We start from the raw sequence: 1,890 nt of genomic DNA, 5'->3' as shown, positions 1-1,890 counted from the left end.
CTGTCGCCGATGTGCCGGCCCCGCGCACCCAACTGACGGCCCGCAACGTCACCGAGCAGCGGCAGATCCAGCGGGTCTCCGCGCTCAAAGCCCAGCATCGCCGCTGGTCCTGCGTTCCCTTCGCCCGCGAGCTCACCGGCTTCCAGATCTCCGGCGACGCCTGGCGTTGGTGGGATGCCGCCGCCGGACGCTACAACCGCGGCCGCATGCCGGTCGCCGGCTCGGTGATCGTGCTGAAGCGCTATGCGTCGATGCGGCGCGGCCATGTCGCGGTGGTGCGCCGGGTGGTCAGCTCCCGTGAGATCATCGTCGACCAGGCCAACTGGGCGCCGCGCGGCCGGGTGAACGAGCCGGCCCGGGTCATCGACGTCTCCGCCAAGAACGACTGGAGCCAGACCCGCTTCTGGCACCAGCCGACCGGCCAGATGGGGACGACGGTCTACCCGACCTACGGCTTCATCTACGCGCCGAACACCCAGGTCGCCGAACGCGCCGACTGACCAGACCGCATCACGCTTCCGCTTCCGGCGAGGCCTGTCCACCACCGTGGGCGGGCCTTCGTCTTTTCGGGGCACGACATCCCGCATGGCCGGCGACGTCGGCGGCGGAAGGATGGACCCTTCGCCGGAATAATACTGCGCCTGGAATCCCTCCTACACATAAATTCCTTTCATATTGATCGGCTAACGTTGATGCTTTCAGCATAGACTGCAATCTTAATTCATCAATTACTTATCTATCGAAATATACAAAATTGTAACTACCGGAACGCAGAGCAACCGGATATTTCTGATCGTGCCGCAGCCCCGGCCGCCGCTGGCGGCATCTTCCGGACCGCGGTCGAATGTTTCAATCGAGCAGCGACATCGTGAGCATCGAGGCGGCTTCGTCCGCATCCGTCACCGACTCCCCTGTCTCCCTGGGGATGCACCGCTCCGGCGCGACGCCCGCAGCCGGCATCCGCACCGCCTGGGTGCTGGCCTTCGTCTCCGCCGGCTTCGCGGCCTGGACCCTGCTGCCGGCCTGGCTGGCGGGCAACCTGCATCCCGACACGCTCGAAAGCCTCTACTGGGGCCAGCACTGGCTTTGGGGCTACCACAAGCATCCACCCCTCGCCGCCTGGTCCGCCGAGCTGGTCCATGCCGTGTTCGGCAGCGCCAACTGGGCCTATTACGCGCTGAGCCAGGCCTTCATCGCCGCCGCCTTCGCCGGCATCCGGCTGCTGACGCGCGACATCGCCGGGCGCCGCGCCGCGCTGGTCGCCGTGGTCCTGCTGGCCCTCACCCACTACACCACCTACGCCACGCCGCGCTTCAACCCGAACGTCGTCCAGTTCGCCTTCTGGGCGTGGACCATGGCGCTGTTCTGGCGCGCCTTCACCCGTGACCGTGCCGTCTGGTGGGTGCTGACCGGCATCGCCGCGGGGCTGGGGCTGCTGGCGAAGTATTCGATCGGCGTGCTGCTGGCGACGCTCCTGGCCTATCTGCTGCTGTCGCCGGCGGGCCGGCGGCACTTCGTTCGGCCGGGCCTCTATCTCGGCCTGGCCGCCTGCCTGCTGGTGATTGCGCCGCATCTGCTGTGGCTGGTCCGGAACGACTTCGTCCCCCTGGGCTATCTGGCCGAGCGCAGCGACGGCACCTTGATCGGCCCGGCGGGCCACATCCTCGGCCCTCTGGCCTTCCTGGGCGACCAGGCCTTCGCCATCGTGCCGATGCTGCTGGCGGCCCTGATCGGACTCGGCGCCTCCGGCCGGGACCGGGCGACATCCATCGCCCATCTGGCCCGGCAGCGGCTGCGCTCCCCGGCCGGGCTCTATCTCGCCTTCGTCTACCTGGTCCCGATCGCGGTGCTCGCCTTCGCCTCGGCAGCCACCGGCATCCGCATCCGGAC

General features: G+C 68.0%; 2 protein-coding genes. Both read left to right on the top strand.

The window, feature by feature from the left end:
* Positions 1-500 (top strand): CHAP domain-containing protein (locus P409_RS33075; RefSeq protein ID WP_152613679.1); only part of this gene is annotated, 500 nt, incomplete at its 5' end.
* A gap of 368 nt (positions 501-868) precedes the next feature.
* On the top strand, positions 869-1,890 hold a 1,022-nt coding region (locus P409_RS33070; RefSeq protein WP_161790521.1), incomplete at its 3' end, for a glycosyltransferase family 39 protein.

This window comes from Inquilinus limosus MP06 (assembly GCF_000767795.1).
Classification (GTDB): Bacteria; Pseudomonadota; Alphaproteobacteria; order DSM-16000; family Inquilinaceae; genus Inquilinus; species Inquilinus limosus_E.
The sequence above is the reverse complement of the archived record's forward strand: the minus strand, read 5'-3'. Positions and strand labels throughout refer to the sequence as shown.